The sequence below is a fragment of the Streptomyces sp. NPDC091387 genome, assembly GCF_044756945.1.
GTDB lineage: Bacteria > Actinomycetota > Actinomycetes > Streptomycetales > Streptomycetaceae > Streptomyces.
The window spans coordinates 27905-46102 of the sequence record NZ_JBIVTZ010000018.1 but is presented as its reverse complement, the minus strand read 5'-3'; the positions used below and the strand labels follow the sequence as shown (position 1 = coordinate 46102).

Annotated in this window: 16 protein-coding genes; 9 read left to right on the top strand and 7 right to left on the bottom strand. The window is 70.0% G+C overall.

Features of this window, described 5'->3' with window-relative positions; all coding sequences use genetic code 11:
* Nucleotides 1–55: 55 nt before the first annotated feature.
* Nucleotides 56–1021, bottom strand: a complete 966-nt coding sequence (locus ACIQM0_RS31440) for an urea transporter (RefSeq protein WP_401293162.1) — start codon at nt 1019–1021, stop codon at nt 56–58.
* 200 nt (nt 1022–1221) lie between these two features.
* Between ACIQM0_RS31440 and ACIQM0_RS31435 the strand changes: the two genes are divergently transcribed.
* A complete protein-coding gene (locus ACIQM0_RS31435) occupies nt 1222–1692 on the top strand; it encodes a fluoride efflux transporter FluC (protein ID WP_401293160.1) in 471 nt (156 codons plus the stop codon).
* Nucleotides 1689–2063 (top strand): fluoride efflux transporter FluC, encoded by a 375-nt coding sequence (locus tag ACIQM0_RS31430; RefSeq protein WP_401293158.1) that lies wholly within the window; start codon nt 1689–1691, stop codon nt 2061–2063. Before ACIQM0_RS31435 ends, ACIQM0_RS31430 begins: the two co-directional genes overlap by 4 nt.
* 90 nt (nt 2064–2153) lie before the next feature.
* Here ACIQM0_RS31430 and ACIQM0_RS31425 read toward each other — a convergent pair whose 3' ends face one another.
* Nucleotides 2154–2330 carry a hypothetical protein gene (locus tag ACIQM0_RS31425; protein WP_363024699.1) on the bottom strand — a complete coding sequence of 59 codons (177 nt, stop codon included), beginning with the start codon at nt 2328–2330 and terminating at the stop codon, nt 2154–2156.
* Between the two features lie 350 nt (nt 2331–2680).
* A complete protein-coding gene (locus ACIQM0_RS31420; protein ID WP_401293155.1) occupies nt 2681–4180 on the bottom strand; it encodes an SDR family NAD(P)-dependent oxidoreductase in 1500 nt (499 codons plus the stop codon).
* 304 nt (nt 4181–4484) lie between these two features.
* On the opposite strand from ACIQM0_RS31420, the gene ACIQM0_RS31415 reads away from it, so the two are divergent.
* The 5 genes from ACIQM0_RS31415 to ACIQM0_RS31395 all read left to right on the top strand — a co-directional run bounded on the left by ACIQM0_RS31415 (nt 4485) and on the right by ACIQM0_RS31395 (nt 9411).
* Nucleotides 4485–5387, top strand: a complete 903-nt coding sequence (locus tag ACIQM0_RS31415) for an RNA polymerase sigma factor SigF (RefSeq protein ID WP_401293377.1) — start codon at nt 4485–4487, stop codon at nt 5385–5387.
* A 199-nt stretch (nt 5388–5586) separates the two neighbouring features.
* Complete coding sequence (locus ACIQM0_RS31410) at nt 5587–6807, top strand: PP2C family protein-serine/threonine phosphatase (RefSeq protein WP_401293375.1); 1221 nt, start codon at nt 5587–5589, stop codon at nt 6805–6807.
* Entirely contained in the window at nt 6797–8413 is a 1617-nt protein-coding gene (locus tag ACIQM0_RS31405) for a CHASE3 domain-containing protein (protein ID WP_401293153.1), read from the top strand. Before ACIQM0_RS31410 ends, ACIQM0_RS31405 begins: the two co-directional genes overlap by 11 nt.
* A complete protein-coding gene (locus ACIQM0_RS31400; RefSeq protein WP_024492202.1) occupies nt 8410–8853 on the top strand; it encodes a response regulator in 444 nt (147 codons plus the stop codon). Before ACIQM0_RS31405 ends, ACIQM0_RS31400 begins: the two co-directional genes overlap by 4 nt.
* A 102-nt stretch (nt 8854–8955) precedes the next feature.
* Nucleotides 8956–9411, top strand: a complete 456-nt coding sequence (locus tag ACIQM0_RS31395; protein WP_401293150.1) for an ATP-binding protein — start codon at nt 8956–8958, stop codon at nt 9409–9411.
* A gap of 53 nt (nt 9412–9464) precedes the next feature.
* Here ACIQM0_RS31395 and ACIQM0_RS31390 read toward each other — a convergent pair whose 3' ends face one another.
* A complete protein-coding gene (locus ACIQM0_RS31390; RefSeq protein WP_401293148.1) occupies nt 9465–10640 on the bottom strand; it encodes a PP2C family protein-serine/threonine phosphatase in 1176 nt (391 codons plus the stop codon).
* Between the two features lie 80 nt (nt 10641–10720).
* Here ACIQM0_RS31390 and ACIQM0_RS31385 point away from each other — a divergent pair, with 80 nt between their 5' ends.
* Nucleotides 10721–11218, top strand: coding sequence for a MarR family transcriptional regulator (locus ACIQM0_RS31385; RefSeq protein ID WP_401293146.1), 498 nt, complete (start codon nt 10721–10723; stop codon nt 11216–11218).
* Between the two features lie 336 nt (nt 11219–11554).
* Nucleotides 11555–11887 carry an STAS domain-containing protein gene (locus tag ACIQM0_RS31380; protein ID WP_363024711.1) on the top strand — a complete coding sequence of 111 codons (333 nt, stop codon included), beginning with the start codon at nt 11555–11557 and terminating at the stop codon, nt 11885–11887.
* A gap of 73 nt (nt 11888–11960) precedes the next feature.
* Here ACIQM0_RS31380 and ACIQM0_RS31375 read toward each other — a convergent pair whose 3' ends face one another.
* From ACIQM0_RS31375 to ACIQM0_RS31365, 3 genes are all read right to left on the bottom strand, one after another.
* Nucleotides 11961–14312, bottom strand: a complete 2352-nt coding sequence (locus ACIQM0_RS31375; RefSeq protein ID WP_401293144.1) for a GH92 family glycosyl hydrolase — start codon at nt 14310–14312, stop codon at nt 11961–11963.
* Nucleotides 14313–14441: 129 nt separating this feature from the next.
* Nucleotides 14442–17123, bottom strand: a complete 2682-nt coding sequence (locus tag ACIQM0_RS31370; protein WP_401293142.1) for a PA14 domain-containing protein — start codon at nt 17121–17123, stop codon at nt 14442–14444.
* Between the two features lie 208 nt (nt 17124–17331).
* The gene (locus tag ACIQM0_RS31365) at nt 17332–18033 is read right to left on the bottom strand and encodes a (2Fe-2S)-binding protein (protein ID WP_401293139.1); all 702 of its coding nucleotides are present in this window, start codon (nt 18031–18033) and stop codon (nt 17332–17334) included.
* Nucleotides 18034–18198: the final 165 nt, after the last annotated feature.

Here is an 18198-nt window from a genome sequence, read left to right as displayed (position 1 = left end):
ACCTTCCTCGGGTTGTACGGGCAGAGGGCAGGAGGCCCGGGAGGGGCCGGGGCGCTCAGTCGCTCCGGCGCAGGCGGGGCAGCAGCGGCACGGCGGCCATCAGCGCCCAGGTGGTGAGAATGAACGGCCAGGTGAAGGTGTGGCCGCCGAAGGGCTTGAAGAACGATGTCAGCGACGCCGTGAGCCCGGTGCTGGCCGCGGCGCCGAACAACGCGTACACGCCGTTCCAGACCGTGTTGGCCATGAAGACCGCGCCGATGGCGATGGCCACGAGCACCGCGTTGTATCCGTAGATCCCGTTGGAGATCAGTGCCGTCGGTGCGCCCAGCGCCCACGCGGCGAGGATGCCGACCACGCTGCCTGCCGCCGCGTAGAGCACGACACGCAGGCCGGCCAGAGCGAGGCCGACAAGCATGATCAGTCCGACGTACCAGCTGTCGATCAGGAACACCTGCGACACGTTGGTGAAGAACGCGTGCCACACGGCGCTCCAGGTCATCGTCGTGTCACCGCTGGTGGTGCTGGACACGGACGAGGCCGGGGCCCCGTGCCAGACCCGGGCGAAGGACGAGGCGCCGATCACCATCACTCCGGAGACCAGGCAGAAGGGCGCGGTCAGAGGGGTGAGCCCGTAAGGGGTGAGGAAGGTGCCCAAGGTGGCCATCAAAAGGGTGCAGATGATGGCGCCGACGACAGTCAGCAGATAGGTGGACAGGTGGTTGCCCAGCGAGGAATAGAGGGCGATGCCCGTCAGGCAGCCCGCATATCCCTGGAGACCGAGCGCGATACTCCGCCGGTCGACACCGAGGGCGTAGGCGGTGGCGGTGGCGATCAGTGTGCCAAGCGTCGCGAAGAGGCCGTTCTCCCAGCTCGACGCCCAGAGGGCGGCGAGGATCACCAGGCCGGTCAACAGCGCAGGTTGGAGGTCGACCTGCCCGACGCCGCGAAGCGAGGCAAGAACGTATGCGAACGGCTGACGCTTCTCCAGTCGCCGGATGATTTCCGGCTCGGCGAGGGGCAAGGCTGGCTCCAGCGACTCGGCAGCGAAAATGCCGCCCCGGCCCGAAAGACGGGAGGACATGTACTTACACATGCCATAAATACACAAAGTGGGGCCTATGTCGCGTTAGGTAGCGTTTCCGCTAGCCCGGTCGGGTGGGGCTTCGTCCGGTCAGCGCGCTCGACCCCGGCCGTCGCGGCTCTCTCCGTAGATTCACGGACATGTCGCGAAAAATGCTGCTGCACCACCACAGCCACCCCGATCACCACCCGGGGGTGCAGTTGTCGGTCGTGGGCGCCGTCGCGGTCGGCGGCGCCGCCGGAGCCGTCGCCCGGTACGGCGCCGAACGGCTCTGGCCGACCGGCGCCTCGGCTTTCCCCTGGACGATTCTGCTGGTCAACACGGTGGGCTGTTTCCTGATGGGCGTCCTGATGGTCACCCTGAAGCTGCGCTTCCCCGGTGCACCCCGGCTGATCAGTCCGCTGCTCGGCACCGGCGTGCTCGGTGGATTCACCTCGTTCTCGCACTACACGGACAACGTCCGGGAGCTGTTCGAGAACCACCAGCCCGGGTACGCGGTCGGCTGCCTGCTGCTCACCGTGGTGGCCGCACTGGCCGCCGTGACGGCGGGCGCGTTCGCCACCCACTTCGCCTTCGGGCGTTCCTACGCCACGGAGAGCGACGCGTCATGACCGACTGGCTGCTCGTCATCGCCGGCGGGCTCGTGGGCGCGCCGCTGCGCTACTACCTCGGGGTGGACGCGAAGTTCCGTCTGCACAGCGTCTTCCCGTGGGGCACCTTCGCCGCCAACGCCGGTGCGGCCCTGTTCCTCGGCTTCGTCGCCGAGGCGGTGGCCGACGGGGACCTGGGCGCCCGGCTCAATCTGCTGCTCGCCACCGGGTTCTGCGGAGCTCTGTCGACCTGGTCGACGTTCTCCTACGAACTGCTGACCCTGAGCTCCGCCCGCCGGCTGGGCCTGGCGGCGGGCTATCTGACGCTCACCGTGGGCGCGGGGGTCGGTCTCTCGTTCGCCGGGGCCGCCGTGGCCCGCGCGGTCTTCTGAGCGGGGTCACCGGAGTCACCCGCCGCACGGCCGAGCTCCGGCCCCCGCCCCGTTTCGGGAGGTGGGGACCGGAGCTCGGTGGTGAAGCACTCAGTCGATGCCGGGCAGGATGTGCGGCTCGGCGAGGTCGTCCTCGTAGCCGGCCAGCCGGATCGGTGCGGACCTGGCCCAGACCTCGATGTTCCGGAGCTTCTCGGGCCTGCGGGCCCGGTCTCCTTGCCGTTCGGCCGGTCGCTTCTCGTGCTTCGTCAGTTCCGGTGTCGTCACCGCGCACTCCTTTGTGTCGCGTAACCCCGGGCGTCGCCGACGCTCCGGCTTCCATACCGGCACATCGACCGCCCATGAGGGGCAGGGGAAGGATCAGCTTCGGTCGCGGTGGCGCCGGGGTACGGGGCGGGACGGCGGCCTGGTTGACAGGCCTGTCCCAGGACGGCCGAGGAACCTTCGTGGATCCCTCGGTGGCGTCCGTTCCCCTCAGAGTAACCAAATGAGCGCATCCACGCTCGATGGAACGTGTGCCCTGGGTCACTTTCAGCCACCGCACACGGAAAAACCCGGCCCAGGAGGGTTCCCGGGCCGGGTCCGCGACTGCGTGGGGAGGGGCCTGTTCCGGACCGCTACCAGTTCGCGGGGGCGTAGTCCTTGAGGAAGCAGCCGTGCAGCGGCTCGCCCGCCTCACCGCGGACGATCGGGTCGTAGACGCGGGCGGCGCCGTCGACCAGGTCGAGCGGGGCGTGGAAGCCCTCCTCGGCCAGCCGGATCTTGTCGGGGTGCGGCCGCTCGTCGGTGATCCAGCCGGTGTCGACGGCGGTCATCAGGATGCCGTCCTTCTCGAACATCTCCTGGGCGCTGGTGCGGGTCAGCATGTTCAGCGCGGCCTTGGCCATGTTGGTGTGCGGGTGGCCCGCTCCCTTGTAACCGCGGCCGAACACCCCTTCCATCGCGGAGACGTTGACCACGTAGGAGTGCTTGGCGGCGGTCGCGGCCATCGCCGGACGGAGCCGGCTGATCAGGATGAACGGCGCGGTCGAGTTGCAGAGCTGGACTTCCAGCAGCTCGATCGGCTCGACCTCGTCGACTGTCTGGATCCAGCTGTTGGTGTGGTGCAGGTCCGGGACGAGCCCGCCCGCGTCGATGGCGGTGCCGGCGGCGATGCGCTCGAGCGACGCGGATCCGGTGACCAGCGCGAGACCGGTGACGTCCTGCGCGCTCAGCCCCTCCTTGCGGGCGGCGGGCAGCGCGGCGACGCGGTCGACGGTGCCGCTGCCGAACGTGCCGATCACCTCGGCTGCGGGAAGTTCGCCCGCGGGCAGCGGGGCAGACTCGGCACCGAGCAGCTCGCTGTACGCCTGCGGCGAGCGGCGCACCGTCTGTGCGGCGTTGTTGATCAGGATGTCCAGCGGGCCCTCGGCGGCGACCGATTCGGCGAGCGCGACGACCTGGGCGGGGTCGCGCAGATCGATGCCGACGATCTTCAGCCGGTGGATCCACTCGTCGCTGTCCGGCATCGCCTTGAAGCGGCGGATCGCGTCGTTGGGGAAGCGGGTGGTGATCGTGGTGTGCGCGCCGTCACGCAGCAGCCGCAGCGCGATGTACATACCGATCTTGGCGCGGCCGCCGGTGAGCAGCGCCCGGCGCCCGGTCAGATCGGTGCGCGCGTCACGGCGGGAGCGGTTCTCCCGGGCGCACGACTGGCAGAGCTGGTGGTAGAACGCGTCCACCTCGACGTACCGCGTCTTGCAGATGTAGCAGGACCGGGGGCGCTGGAGAATGCCCGCGATCTCCGCGGCGGCGGACGAGGACGGCAGGACGCCCTGCGTCTCGTCGTCGATGCGCTCGGCGGAACCGGTCGCGGTGGCCTCGGTGACGGCCTTGTCGTGCGCGGTCTTGGCGGCCCGGCGCTCCTGGCGGCGGCGCTGCTTCACGGTCCGGTAGACACCGGCGGTGGCGCGGCGCACCGCGATGGCGTCCGGGTGGTCGACCTCGATGGCGTCGAGTTCGTCGAGCACGCTCAGACAGACGGCCAGCCGCTGCGGGTCGATACCGGGACCGAACTCCTCGATACCGGGCACGAGCTCCTCTGTACCGAGCCCGGAGCCGTCCTCTGTCACCGTCATTGCCGTTCCTCTGTTGCTTGTGCCGCCGGATTCTCCCGGCGACCGTGGCGCGCCGCCGAGCCGGACTCACGAGGACTCGCATCCACGGGACTGACTGAAGGTCCGGCCGCGGGCTTCCGCGCGAAGCCGCCGCACTGCGGGCCGAACGCCCCAGCCAAGTTTGCCATGCTCCGGCGGCTGCTCCGTTCGAGCGCCTCGGCCGTTCGCCCGAGGGCGCAAAAAAGAATCGCATCGATTCGGCATGACCTCGCCGATGCGGGGCACACGAGGTCTGAAGCACATGGCTAGCAGGAGGGGCAAGAACATGGCGGCCACGACGGAGCAGACCGGCACAGTCCTTGGTGCCACACGCACGTTTTCCGAGCAGACCGGCATCCGTTCGGAGACCGGCACTTCGGAGCTGCCGTGGATCGAGGACACCGGGAAGGTGGCTCCGAAGGACGCCCGCGCCCTTTCGAAGCTGTTCCTCGACCGGCTTCAGGTCCTCGAGGAAGGCACTCACGAGTACCAGTACGCGCGCAACACCCTCATCGAGATGAACCTCTCACTGGTGCGGTACGCCGCCTCACGGTTCCGCAACCGCGGTGGCGATGACACCGAGGACATCATCCAGGTGGGCACCATCGGGCTGATCAAGGCGATCGACCGGTTCGACCTCTCCCGTGAAGTCGAATTCGCCACCTTCGCGGTCCCCTACATCGTCGGGGAGATCAAGCGCTTCTTCCGGGACACGACCTGGGCCGTGCACGTGCCGAGGCGGCTCCAGGAACTCCGTGTCGACCTGGCGAAGGCGAAGGAACAGCTCTCGGCGCAGCTCGACCGCGACCCGACCGTCAAGGAACTGGCCGCCCTCATGGACCTGCCCGAGGAAGAGATCATCGAGGGGCTCGTCGCGGCCAACGGCTATTCGGCGGGGTCCCTGGACTCCCCCTCGGCCGAGACCGATTCCGGGAGCGACCAGCGGTCGTTCGCCGAAATGATCGGCGAGGCCGACCCGGGGATGGAGACCGTCGAGAACCTCCACACGCTGGCGCCGCTGCTGGAACAGCTCGACGAGCGCGAGCGCAGCATCGTGCGGATGCGCTTCGGCCAGGAGATGACGCAGTCCCAGATCGGTGCCGAGCTCGGCGTCTCGCAGATGCATGTGTCACGGCTGCTGGCCCGCATCGTCAAGCAGTTGCGTGCCGGGATGTCCGTCGAGGCCTGACGCCCGACGTCCGAGCGCGTCCGGTAACGGCAACGCGAGTAGTGCATCGCACAGCAGCTGAATGACGCCCGCCCGCCCTGGGCGGGCGTCATTCACATATGCTTCCAGGCGACAGCGGGCGGCCCGCTCGATCACAACGAGAGGGTGAGGCGTGGCTGAGACGCGTACTGGCTCCCACGCGCGGCATCCGGTCAGCGCGATTCTCCCGGCCCAGACCGGGGCCCAGCCTGGCGGCCGGGCCTCCGTGTGGGACGTCAACGCCGCCATCCTGCTGGTCGAGGACGACGCGGGCGACGCCCTGCTCGTCGAGGAGATGCTCGCCGACGGCGAGCTGGACTCCGCACTCACCTGGTGCAAGACGCTGACCGAGGCCCTGGCCTATCTGCGCGCGCACCAAACACCCGTCTGTGTCCTGCTGGACCTGCACCTTCCCGATGTGCACGGGCTGAGCGCCGTCACCCAGATCGTGGAGACCACCCCGGACGCCGCGATCGTGGTGCTGACCGGGCTGGCCGAGGCCGAGGCCGGTCTCGACGCGGTGGCCACCGGCGCGCAGGACTACCTGGTCAAGGGACGGCTCGACCCACAGGCCCTGTCCCGCGCCGTCCGCTACGCCCTCCAGCGCAAGCAGGTCGAACGGGCGGCGGCGGCCCTGCGCGCCAACCAGCAGATGGCCCAGGAGAACGCCCGCCTCGAACGCGGGCTGCTGCCGGTACCGCTGCTGAACGACGACGGTTTCGAGGCGGTCGCCCGCTACGAGCCCGGCCGGGCCCACGGTCTGCTCAGCGGTGACTTCTACGACGTGGTCCAGACGTCCGACGGCACGGTGCACGCCGTGATCGGTGATGTGTCGGGGCACGGTGCGGCGGAGGCCGCGCTCGGGGTGTGCCTGCGGGTGGCGTGGCGCACGGCTGTGCTGTGCCGCACCGACCAGCTGGAACAGATCGCCCTGCTCGAGGAGATCCTGGTCGCCGAGCGGTCCGACCCGCATGTCTTCGCGACCGTCACCTCGCTCGTCTTCCCGCCCGGCGGTGACCACGTCCGGATCGTGCGGGCGGGGCACCCGGGGCTGCTGCTGCGCCAGGGCACGGACATCGAGTGGGTGGAGCCCGAGGGCGGCATCGCACTCGGACTGCTGCCCGGTCACGGTCAGTGGATCACCACCGACCTGATGCTGGGGCCCGGCGCCCGTCTCGTACTCTTCAGTGACGGCCTGTTCGAGGGGCGCACCGGCCCCGACACCCGGCTGGGCGAGGACGGACTGCTCGCGATGGCCCGGAGCCGGGCCACACTGCCGGCCCGCCCGTTCATCGACGCGCTGGTCGACGGAGCCGCCGACGCGGCGGCTCCCCATGGCGGCCTCGCCGACGACGTGGCCGTGCTGCATCTCGCCTGGAACAGGACACCTCATGACCACTGACTCACCGGCGGACGCCCCGCTGCGCCCGGGACGGCTGGCACGGCTGTCGGTCCAGAACTGGGTCCATCTGATCCTGGCGTGCTTCGTCATGGTCGTGTGCGGCTGCCTGGTCGTCGGCGGACTCGTGCTGGCCCGGATATCCGACCGGACCACCGAACTGGTGGACCGTATACAGCCCGCCCGCTCCGCCTCCTTCCAGCTGCAGAACGCGCTGCTCGACCAGGAGACCGGGGTACGGGGCTACGCCCTCAGCGGCGACCCCGCCTTCCTCCAGCCCTATGCGACGGGCAAGCGCGACGAAGAGCTGCGGTTGGCCCGGGTCCGTTCCGCGATGGGCGGCGCCGAGCCGTACGTCAGCGATCTGGACCGGATCGCGGCAGCTTCCGCGCAATGGCGCAAGGAGCATGCCGAACCGCTGATCGCCGCCGTCCGCCGCGACGGCCGGCAGAACCGCGCTTCCGCCAGGGCCTCCGAGAGCAAGACCGCCTTCGACACGCTGCGGCGGCTCTACTCCGCGCAGCAGTCGCATCTCGACACGGCCCGCGACCACGCCCGCGCCCAGCTCAACGACGCACGCGTCACCCGCGACCGGACCCTGATCGCGCTCGTGGCCTGCTTCGTGATGTGTGTGATCGCCCTCAGCCTGCTGCTGCACCGGGTGGTGGGCCGGCCGCTCCACGCGCTGGCCGACGCCTCCCGGCACGTACGGTCCGGCTCCTTCCGCCGCCGGATCGAGGTGCGCGGCCCGTCCGACGTGAGGGCGGTGGCGGCTGCCGTCGAGGACATGCGGTGCCGGCTGGTCGAGGAGCTCGACGCCGCCACGGAGCGGGAGCAGCTGCTGGCCCAGCAGACGGAGGAGCTCCGCCGTTCCAACTCGGAACTGGAGCAGTTCGCGTACGTCGCCTCGCACGACCTCCAGGAGCCGCTGCGGAAGGTGGCGTCCTTCTGCCAGCTCCTGGAGAAACGTTACGGGACGGAACTGGACGCGCGCGGCAAGCAGTACATCGACTTCGCGGTCGACGGCGCCAAGCGCATGCAGGTGCTCATCAACGACCTGCTGACCTTCTCCCGGGTGGGCCGGGTCCACGACAGCTGGAACACCGTCGACCTCGACCGCTCCCTGGACCGGGCGCTCGCCAATCTGACGCTGGTCGTCGAGGAGTCGGGGACCACGGTCGTCCGCGAGGACCCGCTGCCCGAGGTGAACGGCGACGGCACGACCCTCGCCATGATCTGGCAGAACCTGATCGGGAACGCCGTGAAGTTCCGCCGTCCGGACGAACCGTGTGTGATCACGGTCGGCTGTGTCCGGGAGGACGACGTCTGGCACTTCACCGTGACGGACAACGGGATCGGGATCGCACCCGAGTTCACCGAGAAGGTCTTCGTGATCTTCCAACGGCTGCACGCCCGTGACGAGTACGACGGCACGGGGATCGGACTGGCCCTCTGCCGCAAGATCATCGAGTTCCACGGCGGCCGGATCTGGATTGATCCCGAACCCCGCCGGGGCACCCGCATCCACTTCAGCCTGCCGGTCGGGGACGACGGTTCCCCGGCCGAGGCCGCAGCCCCACCCGCCGAGATCCCCGGAGATGCCGAGTGACCCATCCCGCACAGCCCATCGAGGTCCTGCTCGTCGAGGACGACCCCGGTGACGAGCTGATGACACGTGAGGCGTTCGAGGACAACAAGATCCGCAACACCCTCCACGTGGTCCGTGACGGACAGGAGGCGCTCGACTTCCTCTACCGCCGCGGCGAGCACGGCGAGGCGCCGCGCCCCGACCTGATCCTGCTCGACCTGAACCTGCCCAAGTACGACGGGCGCCAGGTGCTGGAGCAGATCAAGCAGGACCCGGAACTCTCCCTCATTCCCGTGGTCGTGCTGACGACGTCCTCCGCGGAGGAGGACATCCTGCGCAGCTACAAACTGCACGCCAACGCCTACGTCACGAAGCCGGTCGACCTCGATCAGTTCATCGCGGCCGTCCGCCAGATCGACGAGTTCTTCGTGACCGTGGTCCGGCTTCCCGGACGTGCGTAAAATCTGCTGACACCGGCCGGGAGTGGGATCTCCCGGCGCGGGTACACGAGCAGCGAGAAGAGAGGCCCCCACGGCCTCCCCGCAGCCCCCTGGCTGGAGCACATGAACGAACAGGCCATCTCACGGCCGGACGACTCCCCGATGAGCCGTCCGCCCACGGAGACACTGCACACCGCCGAGGTGTTCGACGGCGAGCCCGGGTGCATCTCTCTGGCACGGAGTCTGGCCGACCGTTTTCTCGCGCGGCTCGTCTCCGAGTGGATGGCCGTGCTCGGCCCCCACACGCGCAACGATCTGATGCTGGCCGTGAGCGAACTGGTCACCAACGCCGACCGCTACAGCCACGGCCCCTATCTGCTGGAGCTGGAGGGCACGGCCGAGCGGATCAGCGTCACCGTGTACGACAGCAGCAGCGCGCTCCCGGTCTTCTACTCCCCCGACCCGAGCCGGCTGGGCGGTCACGGCATGGAGATCGTGGTGGCCCTGTGCGACCGGCTGACGGCCGAGCGGGTACCCGTGGGCAAGCGCATCCGCGCCGAGTTCACCCTCAGCAGCTGATCCGGGCCGCTCCGGCCGGTCCCCGGTTCCGGCGGCCCACCGGCCCGCGGCGGTCAGCCGTCGCCGTCGTGCCTGCCGAACCAGTCGATGCAGACGACCAGCGCGTCGTCGAGCGGCTCCGACTGGCGGTAGTCCGCGAGTTCACGCAGCACGGCGCCCGGCACCGAGGCGGCGGGCAGCAGCCGCGTCGCGAGGACCGCCCTGGCCAGGCCCCGCTCCACGTACACCTCACCGAGCGGCGAGACGGTGTCGTACACCCCGTCGCTGACGAGCAGCAGCCGGTCGCCGGGGGCCAGCTGGAGGTGCTGGACGTCGTACCGCGACTCCTCGAACATGCCGAGCGGCAGCTGCGCGTCCAGTTCGATGCGGGCGACCTTCCTGCCCCGCAACCGCCACAGCTGCGGGGAGCCGGCGTCCACCGCGCCGACCGTTCCGGTGGCGAGGTCGAAGCGGAGCAGCAGGGTCGACACATGGGCGCCGCCGCGGTGCTGGTCGTAGAGCGCCTGGTCGGCGAGTGCGGCCTGGTCCGCGATGCCGATGCCGGCCCTTCTGGCGTTGCGCAGGGCGTTCACGGCGAGGTTGGTGAGCAGGGAGGCCTGGATGCCCTCGCCCATGCCGTTGGTCACGGAGAGAGTCAGCTGGTCGCCGTCCGCGGCCCAGTCGAAGTTGTCGCCGTGGATGGCGTAGGCCGGCTCCAGCTGGGCACCGATGGCGTACTCGGCCGCGGTGAACGCGCGGGCGGGGAGCAGCTGCCACTGCATCTCTGCGGCCAGGGTGAGCCGGGCGATGCGGCGGGCACCCTGGTACAGGTCGGTGTCCCGTTCGGCGACGATGATCTCGTGGCCCAGCAGATCGGCCACCTGGGCCAGCTCGTCCATGGTCCGCGGAGTGGAGCCTCCTGCCGGGAGGCGGACGGTGAGGATGCCGAGGCGCTCGCCCCGTACGGTGACGGGGAAGTGGTGGTCGACGGCGCCGCCGCGGCCCGCCGGCTCCTCGTGCGGGAGCTGGCTGCCGAACGCCCGGCCCTGTGGGCTGTTGTGCATCGACAGAGTGCGTTCACGCCCCGGCGTGGAGCCGACCGGCTTGAGCACCGTCATTCCGTAGTCCGCCAGCAGCAGTTCCACCGACCGGGCGTCGTACGCCGCGGCGAGTGCGCTGCGCACCGTCTCGACCAGGGCGTGCGGTGCGGCCGCGCGTACGGCTCTCTCGATTTCGGTACGGACGTTCACGGTCTTGCGCTCATTCCTCTTCGGGTCGCTGGGGCCGGGCCGGGCTGACAGGAAGGTGTGCTGGATGAAAGAGTGGATGGATGCGCCACCGTTCCGACCCTCCTCACCGCCTCGAGCGGGTGTCCGAGGACGTGTGTGCCGCATCCGAACTGCTGGAGGTGCTGTGGGGCCGCGGCCAGGAAGCCGCACCTCCGGGCACGGTGTCGACCTCTCAGCTGCGGGCTCTCCTCGTCATCGAGAAGCAGGAGGGCAGCAACCTCCGCTCGCTCGGTGAGGCGCTCGGCTCGCGGGCTCCGTCGGTGAGCCGGCTCTGCGACCGGATGGAGGCCATGGGCCTCGTCCAGCGGGAGCCGAGCCAGACGAGCCGCCGTGAGGTCGAGCTGCGGCTGACCGGGCGGGGCCGCGCCCTGCTGGAGGAGTACCGGGCGATCCGCACGCGTGAGCTCTCCGCCGTGCTGGAGCGGATGCAGCCCTCCGACGTGGCGGCGCTCGCCGGGGGGCTGGCCGCCTTCCGTTCGGCCGCGGCGCAGCGGCTCACCGCCGACCGGCTCCGTGACGACATCGCGGACAGCGCCTAGGGCGTGTCCGTGAAGTCCCGGACCGGCACTTCGGGCGGACGACGCGACTTCGCGGACACGCCCCAGCCCAGGCTGACGCGGCACTAGCTTCATCGAGCCCCTGCTTCCGCGTTTCCGAGGCACTCCCCGAGGGGATGCGTCCATTGATCGTTCAAGTACAGATTGTTACCCCACGGAGAATGTTGTCAAATGGCAACTATTACTTCTATCGTTGGCGTTCACCCGCCGCGAGCAGGACGGACATGCACCGGACCGTCCGCGTCAACCGGTGTTCTCCCCCGCCGTCCAGTGCATCATGAGGTGACCGTGCTCCCATCCCCCAGTGCCGGCAGAGCCATGAGAATCGTCCCACGCGAGGACCGAGGGGCGCTCGTACTCGCCGTGACCGGTGATCTCGACATCGACAACGTCGCCCCGCTCGGGGCCGCCCTGGAGAACGCGGCCGCGGGCGGGGAAGGTCCCGTCGTCGTCGACCTCTCGGACGTGAGTTTCGCGGACTCGACGACGGTCAACGTGCTGCTCCAGGGGCAGACCCTGCTGGGCCCCCGGCTGCGGCTCGCGGAGCCGTCCCCGTTCATGGAGCGGCTCATCGGGTTGCTGGGCCTCGACAGCGCGCTGCCGGTCTTCGCGACCGTCGCCGAGGCGATCGGCCCCCCGCTCCCCCGCTGAACCCCGAACGCCGGGCGCCCTTCCCCCTTGGTGCGGGGGAAGGGCGCCCGGCGTTTGCCGCGGACCGGCCGGGTCAGCCCAGCGCGGGCGGAGCGTCCTCGGGCGCGGTGCCCCAGGCCGACGGTGCGTCGCCCACTGTGAAGGAGAGCGAGCGGGCCGAGCGGATGTCGTCCGTGGTGAGGTAGGTGCGCGACTGCCGCGCACCGTCGAGCCGGGCCGACTGGATGTAGCGGTCGGTGTCCGATGCCCCGGGCGCGCTCACCGTGAGCGAGCCGCGCGGGTAGTACCGGCGGTCGAGCTTGATGTCGACGCGCTCGAACGCGGGGGTGGACAGGCCCCAGGTGTCGGTGCCCGGCTGGACCGGGAAGACGCCGATCGAGGAGAGCACCATCCAGGCGGACATGGTGCCCAGGTCGTCATTGCCCGTCATGCCGGTCGGGCCGTTGGTGAAGAGCGTCAGGGCCGCGTGGACCACATCGGTCGTCTTCCACGGCTGGCCGGTGGAGAGATAGGTGTACGGGGCGATGAGGTCGGGCTCGTTCTGCGGGTTGTACTTGTCGGCGTTGTAGTACGCGTACGGGCCGTTGACCCACACCTCGCGGGCGGTCTTCGCGGGGTCGTCCAGCAGCTTGTCGTACGCGAAGAAGGAGTCGAGCCGCTGGTTGGCGGCGTCCTTGCCGCCGATCAGGTCGACCATGCCGGGGATGTCCTGCGGCACCATCCACTGGTACTGCCAGGACGTGCCCTCGTGGAAGCCCTCGCTCTCGGCCGGGTCGGCGGGACCGGTGAAGGCACCGGAGGCGTCGCGGGCGCGGAAGAAGCCGGTCGACGGGTCGAAGATCTTCCGGTAGTTCTGGGCGCGGGCGTCGTAGCGGGCGGCGTCGGCGTCATGGCCGAGGTCGCGGGCCATCTCGGCGAGCATTCCGTCGGAGAGGGCGTACTCCAGGGTCGCGGAGGCGCCGTGGTCGTAGTCCGAGTCTCCGGGCTTGGCGTGCTGACGGTCCTTGATGTACGGGGCGAAGCCGTCCTTCAGGTACTCGACGTTGGCTTCCCGGCCGACCGGCGCCGAGTCCGCGGCCGGCACACCGTCCGCGTTCTTCTTCAGGGCGCGGTAGGCCTGTTCCTCGTACCCCTTCAGCAGGCCCTGCTGATAGGCGTTGGTCAGGAAGGGGGTGACGGGGTCGCCGGTCATGATGTTCGTCTCGACCGTGCCGTAGCCCCACTTGGGCAGCCAGCCGCTCTCGGCGTCGATCCGCAGGACGGATATCGCCATGTCGCGGGACTCCCGCGGGGCGAGCAGCGAGAGGAGCTGGGCCTGGGTGCGGTAGGTGTCCCAGAGGGACCAGTTCTGGTAGTACGTGAAGCCCTTGCCCCTGTGGGTCTTCTGGTCCCAGCCGGTGTAGCGGCCGTCGACGTCGCTGCCGACGTTGGGCGCGAGGAAGGACCGGTAGAGGGACGAGTAGAAGGTGCGGCGCAGCTCGTCGCTGCCGCCCTGGGCCTTCACGCCTTCGAGGCGGTCCTCCCAGGTGCGCTGCGCCGCGCGCTCGACGCGGTCGAAGCTGCGGCCGCCCTCGGCGCGGAGGTTGAGCGCGGCGCCCTTGGCGTCGACGTAGCTCAGCGCGGTGGTGGCCTCGACAGTCCGGTCCTTGCTGGTGTCGAAGCGGAGCCAGGCGCCGTTGCGGGCGTCGGTGGCGGAGGACTTCCGGGAGCCCTGGGTGACGGTGTCGCCCTTCCAGGTGCCGGAGGTGGTGAACGGCCGGTCGAAGTGGGTGACCGTGTAGACCGTGTACGGCTTGGTGTCCTGGCAGAAGCCGCTGCCGGTGATCGCGGTGCGCACGGTGCGGCTGTCCAGGATCTCGACCTCGGACGAGAGTGTCCTGTGCAGCGACTGGCCCGCGTTGAGGAGGACGTTGGCCTTGTCGGTGGCCGGGAAGGTGTAGCGCTGGACACCGGTGCGCTGCGTCGCGGTCAGTTCCGCGCCGATGCCGGTCTTGAGCCCGACCTTGTAGTAGCCGGGGCTCGCCTTCTCGTCGTCGTGGCTGAACTCGGCGGCGTACTTCGCGTAGTCGGTCTCGGTGACGTCGCCGGTGGTGGGCAGGGTCGGCAGGTCGCCGCCCAGACCGCAGCCGACGCCGGAGAGATGGACCGCGGAGAAGCCGCGGATGTGGTTCTCGCCGTAGTCGTAACCGGTGTTGTGACCGGTGTCCGGGGAGAGCTGCACCATGCCGAAGGGCACGGAGGCGCCGGGGTAGGTGTTGCCCTCGTTCTGGGTGCCGATGAACGGGTTGACCAGATCGGTCAGCCGGCCGTCGGTCCGGGGCGCGGCCTGGGCCGTGGCCCCGCCGGTGAGGACACCGCCCAGGAGCGCGGCGGCGGCGAGTGCGGCCGCCGGGCCGCGCAGTCGCGGCCGTGGGGTCCGGTGCATGGGGTTACTCCTTCGGACAACGTTGTCAGAGCGCGATCATTCTTGGTTCCCCGCTGACCCGCGTCAAGGGGTCGGACGGTGCCGCTCCGGCCCGCCCGCGCACGGGACGGGCCTGAGCGGCACCGGTGGTCAGGCCGCGGGGCAGCCTGCGACGACCGGTTGCGACGCGTCGCGGATCAGCGCCTGCTGGCCGTCGTGGACCCTCTTCACATCGGGTTTGACGACCCTGCGGTCGTAGGTGAGCAGCCCGTTCAACTCGCCCTCGACGTCGGAGATCTGCGTGTACACCGCGCCGTTGCTCCCCTTGCAGGCGAGCGCGTGCACCTCGTCGAGCTTGGCGAGGTAGTCGTCGGTGTAGGTGGCCGGGTCGACCGCGATGTACGACTGCTGCACGGCCCAGGCATGGCCCGGGACGGCGAGACCCAGTCCGCCGTACTCACCGCTGATCAGGGCCCGTTGACCGTCCGGCCTCGGGAGTGCGGGGCTCGGGTAGCCGTGCTCGTCGATGATGTCCCCGGTGCCGCCGTCGACGCCCAGGTTGATCCCGGACATGCTGTTGACCAGGCGCGTCGGGTCCCAGGACTTGGCCTGGTCGGCGATGCGGGCCTCGTCGTACTGGCCCCAGCCCTCGTTGAAGGTGACCCACATGACGACGGACGGATGGCTGGAGTGTTCGTCGATCATCTCCTTCATCTCGTGCTCGTACTCCGCGCGTGCGGCGGCCGACGGGTTCACCGTGTTCATCGCCGGCATGTCCTGCCAGACCATCAGGCCCAGCTTGTCCGCCCAGTAGAACCAGCGGTCGGGTTCGACCTTGATGTGCTTGCGGACCGAGTTGAAGCCCATCGCCTTGTGCATCTTCAGGTCGTACGCGAGTGCCTCGTCGGTGGGCGCGGTGTGCAGCCCGTCCGGCCAGAACCCCTGGTCGAGGGTGGCCATCAGGAACACCGGCTTGCCGTTGAGGACGGTGCGCGGGGTGCCGTTCACCTTCTCGACGGCGATGGACCGCATCCCGAAGTAGCTGCCGACCCGGTCGGATCCGACGGCGACCTCGAGCCGGTAGAGGTGCGGGTCGTCGGCGGACCACAGGTGCGGGTGCGGGACGGGCACCTTCAGCGCCGATCCGGTCCGGCCGGTGGCCGCGCCCACCTTGCGCTTGCCGTCGTACGCGGTCGCCGTGACCGGGACCCCGTCCCGCACGCCGCGCGCCTCGACGGTGACGCTCGCACCCGGGACGTCCGGGGTGAGCTTCAGCGAGTCCGCGTGGTCGGCGGCGACCGGCTCCATCCACACCGTCTGCCAGATTCCGGAGGACGGGGTGTACCAGATGCCGCTCGGGTCGAGGCGCTGCTTGCCCATCGGCGGGTTCTCGCCGTCCTTGGCGTCGGTCGGGTCGTAGACGCCGACGATCAGCTCCTGGGTACGGCCGAGCTTGAGCGCGTCGGTGACATCGGCGCTGAACTTGTCGTAGCCGCCCTTGTGTTCGACGACGCGCTTGCCGTTGACGTACACCTCGGCCTGCCAGTCGACGGCACCGAAGTTGAGCTGGAGCCGCTTGCCGGAGCCGACCTTCCAGTTCTTCGGGACGGTGAAGGTGCGGCGGTACCACATGCGGTCCTCGTGCCGCTCGATCCCGGAGAGCTGGGACTCGACCGGGTACGGGACGAGGATCTTCTCGCCGAGCTTCCTGCCGACCGGGGGCCGCTCCCCCGCCTTCGCCGCGGCGAACTCCCAGGAGCCGTTGAGGTTCTGCCAGTTGTCGCGGGTGAGCTGGGGGCGCGGGTACTCGGGCAGGGCGTTCTTCGGCCCCACCTCGTCGGCCCATTTCGTGGTCAGCTCGTGCGTGGAGTGGTTCGGCCCGCTGGACCAGAAGGCACCGACCCGCTTGCCGTCCGCACCGGCCAGTGCGCCGTCGCCGTCGTAGCGGATGTCGGCCAGGCCCGTGGCGTTCCCGGCCTTGTTGCCGACGACCGGTTCCTTGAGCGCGACGGTCAGGCTGCGCGGGTCCTTCGGGTCGGCCTTGACCGCGCCGAGCGGCCACTCGGCCCCGCCGATCACCGCGTCCAGGTGGTTCACCAGACCGGCCGGGAGCTTCCCGAGCTTCTGCGCGAAGTCCAGCTTGAGGGTGCGGCCGTCGGCGAGCACGGTGGCGGCGACGGCCCCGTCGTACGCGAAGTCGTCGGGCAGCCGGAAGGCGGACTGCGGCACCGGGACCTTGGTGCCGCCCGGTTCGGTCCACTTCAGGTGGAGGTTGGAGCCGCCCTCGTGCTCGAAGTACTCGACCTTGAAGTCGTAGGCGGTCCCCGCGGTCAGCTCGACCGGCTGGGAGGTCTGCTCCTTCTCCCAGTCGTCGACCCAGTGGTCGATGACCGGCTTCCCGTCGATCCAGAGCCGGAAGCCGTTGTCCCCGATCATGGAGAAGAGGTGGGCTCCGGACTTCTGCGGCACGATCTTGCCGGTCCACCGGATGCTGGCGTCGTCGGACTGCCCGGTGGCCGAGGCAAGCCGCGACTCCAGGGTCGGGAAGTCGATGCCCGGGTCGAACCCGGTGGCCTTGAGCTCCCCGAAGTCGAAGGCGCCCGGGGCGGACTGGGTGTAGTACTCCCCCTTCAGCCCGTGCACGTCGGCCGGGCCCCCGGGGTCCTGATCGGCCGCCGAGGCGGCGGGTACGGCGGACAGTCCCGCGGCGCCGACGACGGCGGCGAGGAGCAGGACCAACTTCTTTCTGATGCGCACGGATCCTCCTTGTGAGGAAGGGTGGCGGCTCGTTGCAACAGGATGTACAACGTTGGAAGGAATGGCAGTTGGCATGACAGCACGACGGACGCGGCGCTGTCCAGGTGCATGACAATCCCCTGTGCGGAGGGAGCAACACCGGTCGGACCAGCGGCACACGGACGTGGAACGGGGTACGGCGCGACCCCGCCACGCCGCCCTTCGGCACGCCCGCGACCAGCCACGCGGTACACCGAGGAGCACCCCGTGAAACGAGAGACGGGCGGGACTCCCGGAGCAGGACTCAGGTGCGCGGCGGCGTTCCTGGCGCGCTGTCGAAGACGCAGTCACCGCACAGGCCGCCGCCCGGACCGCGGTAGTAGAGACAGCAGGTGCGCCGGCGGAAACCCGGGCCGTGCGGAGCGCCGGTGTCGCGCAGAGCGGGGTGGTCGAAGAGTTCGGCCGCCAGGGTGCGGGTGCGTGCGGCGACGTCCGGCCGGCCGTGCGTACGCGCCCAGCCGATCAGCTGGCGTACGGCTCCGGCCAACGCGGATCCGGCGTTGCCCCACAGGAGCCGGGACGAGACGGCCGTGTCGCGGCGGACCGCCTCGGCGAGCGGTCCGAGATGGCCGTACTGCACGACGTCCCTGATCCGGTCCGCGGTGCCCGGCAGCAGTTCGGCGGACTCCGTCCACAGGTCGTCGGGCGCCTGCTGACGGGGGTCCCAGTGCAGGTTCTCCGCCCGCAGGTCGGGGAAGCGGCCCGAGAGCGCCGCCGGTCCCAGCGCGGTGGACCACAGCCGTGCGGCCAGCCCCAGCTGCGCGACCGAGGCGGCGACCCGGCGCTCGGACGTTCCGAGCCGCTCGGCGACGGTGTCGATCCGGGAGGTGAGCGGTGCGATGTCGCCCGTGTACAGGCAGGCCAGCGCGCGGTGCGCGCCGTCCGGCGACGGAGTCTCCCCCAGCGCGAAGAACGCGCTCACCGAGGCCGCTTCCGGCTCGTCCATCGTGCTGCCGCCCTCCGCTCCCCGGCCACCTGTCGTGACGCCGCGGGCACCAGGAGTGCCACGGCTCGCGGCTCACCGTATCCGTACGGGATGATCGTTCTGACGTCGGCCGCAGGGGGGACTACCGTCGGGAGGAGGACACCGTAACCACTGCCGTACTACCAA

Bases quoted from the DNA above. Each gene is read 5' to 3' on its own strand.
- ACIQM0_RS31385 (WP_401293146.1), top strand. From the start codon at position 10,721: ATGCGCCACCGTTCCGACCCTCCTCACCGCCTCGAGCGGGTGTCCGAG.
- ACIQM0_RS31380 (WP_363024711.1), top strand. From the start codon at position 11,555: ATGAGAATCGTCCCACGCGAGGACCGAGGGGCGCTCGTACTCGCCGTG.
- ACIQM0_RS31430 (WP_401293158.1), top strand. From the start codon at position 1,689: ATGACCGACTGGCTGCTCGTCATCGCCGGCGGGCTCGTGGGCGCGCCG.
- ACIQM0_RS31415 (WP_401293377.1), top strand. From the start codon at position 4,485: ATGGCGGCCACGACGGAGCAGACCGGCACAGTCCTTGGTGCCACACGC.
- ACIQM0_RS31435 (WP_401293160.1), top strand. From the start codon at position 1,222: ATGTCGCGAAAAATGCTGCTGCACCACCACAGCCACCCCGATCACCAC.
- ACIQM0_RS31370 (WP_401293142.1), bottom strand. From the start codon at position 17,123: ATGCCAACTGCCATTCCTTCCAACGTTGTACATCCTGTTGCAACGAGC.
- ACIQM0_RS31395 (WP_401293150.1), top strand. From the start codon at position 8,956: ATGAACGAACAGGCCATCTCACGGCCGGACGACTCCCCGATGAGCCGT.
- ACIQM0_RS31365 (WP_401293139.1), bottom strand. From the start codon at position 18,033: ATGGACGAGCCGGAAGCGGCCTCGGTGAGCGCGTTCTTCGCGCTGGGG.
- ACIQM0_RS31405 (WP_401293153.1), top strand. From the start codon at position 6,797: ATGACCACTGACTCACCGGCGGACGCCCCGCTGCGCCCGGGACGGCTG.
- ACIQM0_RS31375 (WP_401293144.1), bottom strand. From the start codon at position 14,312: ATGCACCGGACCCCACGGCCGCGACTGCGCGGCCCGGCGGCCGCACTC.
- ACIQM0_RS31420 (WP_401293155.1), bottom strand. From the start codon at position 4,180: ATGACGGTGACAGAGGACGGCTCCGGGCTCGGTACAGAGGAGCTCGTG.